5 protein-coding genes and 1 pseudogene are annotated in these 6,505 nt (G+C 72.8%); 2 read left to right on the top strand and 4 right to left on the bottom strand.

The window, feature by feature from the left end:
- Positions 1-21: 21 nt before the first annotated feature.
- Complete coding sequence (locus ACWGIG_RS35855) at positions 22-810, bottom strand: SDR family NAD(P)-dependent oxidoreductase (RefSeq protein WP_453325892.1); 789 nt, start codon at positions 808-810, stop codon at positions 22-24.
- Positions 803-1,342 carry a cupin domain-containing protein gene (locus ACWGIG_RS35850; protein WP_453325891.1) on the bottom strand — a complete coding sequence of 180 codons (540 nt, stop codon included), beginning with the start codon at positions 1,340-1,342 and terminating at the stop codon, positions 803-805. The genes ACWGIG_RS35855 and ACWGIG_RS35850 overlap by 8 nt, the downstream gene beginning before the upstream one ends.
- 224 nt (positions 1,343-1,566) lie before the next feature.
- Here ACWGIG_RS35850 and ACWGIG_RS35845 point away from each other — a divergent pair, with 224 nt between their 5' ends.
- Complete coding sequence (locus ACWGIG_RS35845) at positions 1,567-3,654, top strand: NPCBM/NEW2 domain-containing protein (RefSeq protein ID WP_453325890.1); 2,088 nt, start codon at positions 1,567-1,569, stop codon at positions 3,652-3,654.
- 27 nt (positions 3,655-3,681) lie between these two features.
- On the opposite strand, the gene ACWGIG_RS35840 is transcribed toward ACWGIG_RS35845, so the two are convergent.
- Entirely contained in the window at positions 3,682-4,653 is a 972-nt protein-coding gene (locus ACWGIG_RS35840; protein WP_453325889.1) for an ROK family protein, read from the bottom strand.
- A 239-nt stretch (positions 4,654-4,892) separates the two neighbouring features.
- Between ACWGIG_RS35840 and ACWGIG_RS35835 the strand changes: the two genes are divergently transcribed.
- Positions 4,893-5,882 carry a LacI family DNA-binding transcriptional regulator gene (locus ACWGIG_RS35835; protein ID WP_453325893.1) on the top strand — a complete coding sequence of 330 codons (990 nt, stop codon included), beginning with the start codon at positions 4,893-4,895 and terminating at the stop codon, positions 5,880-5,882.
- A 104-nt stretch (positions 5,883-5,986) separates the two neighbouring features.
- On the opposite strand, the pseudogene ACWGIG_RS35830 reads toward ACWGIG_RS35835, so the two are convergent.
- Positions 5,987-6,505: pseudogene (locus ACWGIG_RS35830) on the bottom strand (serine/threonine protein kinase); the annotation flags it as partial.

Raw genomic sequence — 6,505 nt, 5'->3', positions numbered from 1 at the left:
GCCCCGGCCCGCCCGGAGCGGCTACCAGGTGGGGCGTGCGCTGACCCCGCCGTCCACCACCAGGTTCGTACCGGTGATCCACCCGGCCGCGCCGGAGGCGAGGAAGACGCAGGCGTTGCCGACGTCGTCGGGCCGGCCGAGCCTCGCCAGGGGCGCCGCCTCCGACCAGCGGCGTACGCCGTCGGGCCAGTCGTCGGCGAGCCCGGGGCGCTCGATCAGCCCCGGCGAGACGGTGTTCACGCGGACGGCGTGGCGGCCGTACTCCAGGGCTGCCGAGCGGGCGAACATGATCAGGGCGGCCTTGGACGCGCAGTAGTGCGCATGGCCCGGCGTCGCCTGACTCCCCTCGATCGAGGCGATGTGGGTGATGCTGCCGCCACCGCGCGCGGCGAGGAGAGGTGCGGAGGCACGGGTGCAGGAGAAGGCGCTGGTGGTGTTGGTGTCGTACATCTGCCGCCAGTCGTCGGCGGTCATGTCCGTGAGGTCCTGGACGGGCTGGATGCCGGCGTTGTGGACGAGCGCGTCCAGCCCGCCGCGCCAGTCGGCCGCCGTCTCGACGAGCCGCTCGCATTCGGACTCGCGGGTCAGGTCCGCCTGTACGGCGAGGGCCTGCCCGCCGGCGTCCACGATCCGGGCCACGAGCGCGTGGGCCGACTTCTCGTCGTGCCGGAAGTGGGCGACGACCCCGGCGCCCGCCGCGGCGAACCGCTCGGCGATCCCCCCGCCGACGAGTCCGCCGGCCCCGGTGACCAGGGCGATGCGTCCGGTGAGGTCGGGCAGGTTCGCGTCCCGTACGGTCGTCTCATTCATCGCCTTCGCCTCCGGTCATGCCGAGCGGGGCGTCCGGGCGGCACAACTCCCGGATGCGTACGGCCTGTTGGGGATGGCGGGCGGCGAGCAGCTCCGGGTCGCCGCCCTCGTAGTCGGCGGGCTGGAACCCGGGGGCCATCGTGGTTCCGAACAGCGACCAGTGGCCGCCCGCCGCGACCCGCGCACCCATCCACGTCCCGGCCGGGACGACGTACTGCGCGGGTCCGCCCCGCGCGAAGTCGCCGAGCGGTACGAGGCGGTCGGTGCCGTCCGGGGCCAGGAGCAGCAGCTCCAGCGGGTCGCCCCGGTAGAAGTGCCACACCTCGTCGGCGGGCAGCCGGTGCAGGGCCGAGAAGTCGCCCGGAGCGGAGGTCAACAGCACCACGATCGCCGAGCCGGACGGGCGGCCGGACGCGTCGGGGGGCCCCGCCCAGGTCCTGCGGAACAATCCGCCCTCCACGGGCAGGGGCTGGAGCTCGTAGCGCTCGGCGAGGCGGCGGGCCTCGGCGAGCGGGTCCTCGTACGTGGTCATCGGCTGCACCTACCCGCCCCCGCCAACGGTGATGCACGAGGCCGCCCGGGGCCGGACCTGCACCACCCCCTCCCTCCCGCACAACCCAACACATCCGCACCCCTCAGGCCCTCTTTCCCACAGTGTCGAACACGCTCTACCGTAAGCGCGCATCGATGCATCAGTGACACGCACATGTCATCCACCCCTCGTCCGTGACCGCCACGAGTACGGAGGAATTCCTCATGCGTCGCACGCCCACCCGCCCCACCATCCGTCAGGTTCCGCCAACCCGCCTACGCGGCCGAAGAGTTGCGGGCGCCTTCACCGCCGCCCTGCTGTGCGCCGCAGGCCTCGCCGCACCGGCCGCCGTCGCCGCGCCCGCACCCGCCGTCGCCCCCGCGCCTTCTCCCGCTGCCCAACCGCGGCTGCCCGACGGCCTCGCCCTCACCCCGCCCATGGGCTTCAACAACTGGAACTCCACCTACTGCCGGGCCGAGTTCAACGAGGCCATGGTCAAGGGGATCGCCGACATCTTCGTCGAGAAGGGACTCAAGGCGGCCGGGTACGAGTACGTCAACCTGGACGACTGCTGGGCGAAGCCGGAGCGCGACGCGGCGGGCAAGCTGGTGCCGGACCCGGTCCGCTTCCCGCACGGCATCAAGGCGGTCGCTGACTACGTCCACTCCAAGGGCCTCAAATTCGGCCTGTACAGCAGCGCGGGTACGAGGACCTGCGACAGCGTCGGCATGCCGGGCGGCCTGAACCACGAGTACAGCGATGCGAAGCAGTTCGCCGAGTGGGGTGTCGACTACCTCAAGTACGACAACTGCAACAACGAGGGCGTGGACTTCATGCTCCGGTACACCACCATGCGCGACGCGCTGCAGGCCGCATCCGCCGAGACCGGCCGCCCCATCCTCTACAGCCTCTGCGAGTGGGGTTCGTACAAGCCCTGGGAGTGGGGCAAGGACGTCGGCCACATGTGGCGCACCACCTTCGACATCCGGGACACCTGGTCCTCGATGCTGTCGATCATGAAGCAGAACCTGCCGCTCGCGCAGTACGCGGGTCCCGGGCACTGGAACGACCCGGACATGCTGGAGGTCGGCAACGGCGGCATGACCGCCACCGAGTACCGCTCCCACTTCTCCATGTGGTCGATCATGGCGGCCCCGCTGCTGATCGGCTCCGACCTGCGCAAGGCCACCCCGGAGACCTTCGACATCCTGTCGAACAGGGAAGTCATCGCCGTCGACCAGGACAAGCTCGGCAAGCAGGGCGCCGTGGTCACCTCCGAGGGCGGCCGGTGGGTCGTCGCCAAGGAGATGGCGGACGGCAGCCGCGCCGTGGCGCTCTTCAACGAGACCGGCAGCCCGCAGCGCATCGCGACCACCGCGAAGGCCGTCGGCCTGCCCGACGCCAAGGGCTACCGGGTACGCGACCTGTGGCGGAAGACCACGGGGCACACCGCGGGCACCCTCGCGGCGACGGTGCCCGCGCACGGCACCGTCCTGCTGCGGGTGTCGGCGGACAAGAAGTGGGAGCAGCTGCCGCCGGTGCTCGAACTCGCCACGGAGGGTCCTTCGCTGATCGAGGCGGGACAGCGGCCGAAGTTCACCTCCACGGTCACCGACCTGGGCCGTACGCCCGTGCTCAACCTCTCCGTGAAGCTGACGGGGCCCGCGGAGTGGAAGATCCGCGCGACCTCGGGCAGCACCACTGCGACGCTCCCCGCCGGCAAGCGGTTGCGGACCGGCTGGACGGCCGTCGCACCGGCAGGTACCGAGCCGGGCACCTACGACCTGACGCTCACGGCCTCGTACCGTTCGGTCACCGGGCAGCGGCTGACCACGTCCGTTCCTGCCGGGGTGCGGGTCGTGGTGACGCCGCCCGGCGGGGCCTCGTACGCCAGTGATCTCGGCGCGCTGACCTCCGCCAACGGATGGGGCCCGATCGAGAAGGACCTCAGCAACGGCGAGGCCGGGGCGGGCGACGGCAGGCCGCTCACCGTCGGCGGTCAGGTCTTCGCCAAGGGGCTCGGCGTCCACGCGGCGAGCGAGGCCGAGTACTACACGGGTGGGAAGTGCAGCACCTTCACCGCGCAGGTGGGCCTCGACGACGAGTCGGGCACCAGGGGCACGGTCGCCTTCGAGGTGTGGGCCGACGGCAAGAAGGCCGCCTCGACCGGCGTACTCGACAACTCCCGCGCCCCGCAGCCCCTTTCGGCCGATGTGAGCGGTGCGCGGACGGTGCGGCTCGTGGTCACCGACGGCGGGGACGGGACCACGTACGACCACGCCGACTGGGCGGACGCCAAGCTGAGCTGCTGAGCCCCGGGGGTCTAGTGGTTCAGTGGTTCAGCGGGTACGGCGGCCTTCGCCCCCGCTCCGCCCCGTGCCGAGCAGGGCGGCGGCCGCCGCGCCGACCAGGCCCGCGTCCGTGCCCATCTGGGCCGGAACCACCTGCAGTTCCCGTACGAAGGACAGCGCCGCGTAGTCCTTGAGGGCGCACCGCAGCGGGTCGAAGAGCACCCCGCCCGCTCCCGCCACTCCCCCGCCGATCACCGCGATGTCCACCTCCACCAGGGTCGCGGTGGCGGCGATGCCCGCCGCCAGGGCCTGGGCGGCCCGCTCGAACGAGGCGAGGGCGATCCGGTCCCCGGCCCCGGCCGCCGCGGCCACGGCCGCCGCCGTGGTGTCGCCGTCGGGGCCGGGGCGCCAGCCCTGTTCGGCGGCACGGCGGGCGATGTTGGGGCCGCTGGCGATGCGCTCGACACAGCCGCGCGAACCGCACGGGCAGGGGTCGCCGTCCAATTCGACGCTGATGTGACCGATGTGGCCCGCGTTGCCGGTGGGGCCGGGGTGGAGGGTGCCGTTCAGCACGAGGCCGCCGCCGACCCCGGTGGAGACGACCAGGCAGAGGGCGTTGTCGTGGCCGCGGGCCGCACCCTGCCAGTGTTCGGCAGCGGTCATCGCGACGCCGTCGCCGACGAGCTCGACCGGAAGCCCACCGACCGCCGCGCCCACCCTTGCGACCAGCGGAAAGCCGCGCCAGCCGGGGACGTTGACCGGGCTGACCGTACCGGCGGACGCGTCGACGGGGCCCGCGCTGCCGATGCCCACGGCGCGCACCTGCGGCCAGAGCGGCGACTGCTTCAGTTCGGCGAGCACCGCGTCCACCGCGCCCATGACCGTGCCCCCGTCCTCCTTCGCGGGCGTCGGCAGCTGGGTCCTCAGCCGGATCCGGCCGGCGTCGTCCACCAGCGCACCTGCGATCTTGGTGCCGCCGATGTCGAGCGCGGCGACGAGGTCGGTGAACTCGGTGTGCATCGGCGTGCATCTCCAGGAGGAAGAGGAAGGGAAAAGATCAGAGGACTGGGCCAGTCTCCATTTTGCTGACAACGTTGTCCAGGCATCGGGGCCCTATGCTCGGTGCCGCACCGCCGCATCCCCCACGCCGACGACCGACAGGACAGCGCACCGTGGCCGACACCGCACCTCCTCCTTCCGCCGCAGCGAGGTCCCAGCGCCCCCTGCCGCCCCAGCGCCGCTACGGCAACCGGCCGACCATGAAGGACGTGGCCGCCCGCGCGGGCGTCGGCCTCAAGACCGTCTCGCGGGTCGTCAATGCCGAGGCCGGAGTGACGCCCGACACCGAACGGCGCGTCAGGGAAGCCATCGAGGCCCTGGGCTTCCGCCGCAACGACAGCGCCCGCGTCCTGCGCAAGGGCCGCACCGCCAGCATCGGCCTGGTGCTCGAAGACCTCGCCGACCCGTTCTACGGCCCGCTGAACCGCGCCGTGGAGGAGGTCGCCCGCTCCCACGGCGCCCTGCTCATCAACGGCTCCAGCGCCGAGGACCCGGACCGCGAGCAGGAGTTGGTGCTCGCGCTGTGCGCGCGCCGGGTGGACGGACTGATCGTGATTCCGGCCGGGGACGACCACCGCTATCTGGAGCCGGAGATGGCGGCGGGCGTCGCCACGGTGTTCGTGGACCGTCCGCCGGGGCGGATCGACGCCGATGTCGTACGGTCGGACAGCTTCGGCGGCGCCCGCGACGGGGTGGCGCACCTGATCGCACACGGCCACCGCAGGATCGGGTTCATCGGCGACCAGCCGCGCATCCACACCGCGACCGAGCGGCTGCGCGGCTACCACGCGGCGATGGAGGACGCGGGGCTGCCGGTGGCCGAGGGATGGGTGGCGCTCGGCTCCACGGACCCTGAGCGGGTGCGGGCCGCTGCCGGGGCGATGCTGGACCCGGCGGACGAACCGGTGACGGCGGTCTTCACGGGCAACAACCGGGTGACGGTCACCGTCGTCCGGGTCCTGGCGGGGCGCGAACGCCCGGTCGCCCTGGTCGGGTTCGACGACTTCGAGCTGGCCGACCTGCTCGTCCCCGGCGTCACGGTCGTCGCCCAGGACGCGGCGACGCTCGGCCGCACCGCCGCCGACCTGCTGTTCAGCCGCCTCGACGGGGTGGCGGCCGAACCGTCCCAGGTAGTCCTGAAGACCCGCCTCGTCCCCCGCGGCTCGGGCGAGATCCGGCCCTGCTCCTAGGGGCGCGGGGCAGTGTCGATCTGCGGCTCCGCCGTGCGGGCGCGACCGGCCACGACGAACCCGCAGGCACACGACGGCCGCCGGGCCCCGGATCAGCCCCGGGCTCAACAGGTGGGCAGCCCCGGCAGCGCCTTGTCGTTGTCCCCGCCCTTGAGGTACACGACACTCACATACACATTCGTGTTGCCGCTGTCGTCGTCGGTCTTGGCCCACCAGACGTTCGTCCAGTTGCCGTAGGTGACGCGGCGGCCCAGGTTGGCCTGGCAGTAGAAGTAGTTGGTGCCCGCGTTGAGCTTGCCCGCGTGGTCGCCGCCCGCCCGGATCGAGTCCGAGGTGCGCCAGACCTCGCAGTTGTACTTTCCGGCGCCGATGCCGTGACAGACGGGGGCCGGGGGCGCAGGCGGCGGGTTGCCACCGCCGCCCTGAGGGCCGCGCGAGCCGCCCGCGCCGCCGCCGTTCGCCGCCGCACCGCCTGAATCGGCCGACCCTCCCCCGGGGTTGGTCCCTGCCGAGCCGCCGCCCGCGGCGCTGCCGCCCTTGCCACCCGTGGTCTTTCCGCCGGCAGCCGGTGCACCGGTGTTCCTGCCGGTCGGGGTGGGAGTGGGCTTCTTCTTGCCGTCGCC

Source organism: Streptomyces sp. NPDC054863 (assembly GCF_053610825.1).
This window is presented reverse-complemented; position numbering and strand designations above follow the sequence as displayed.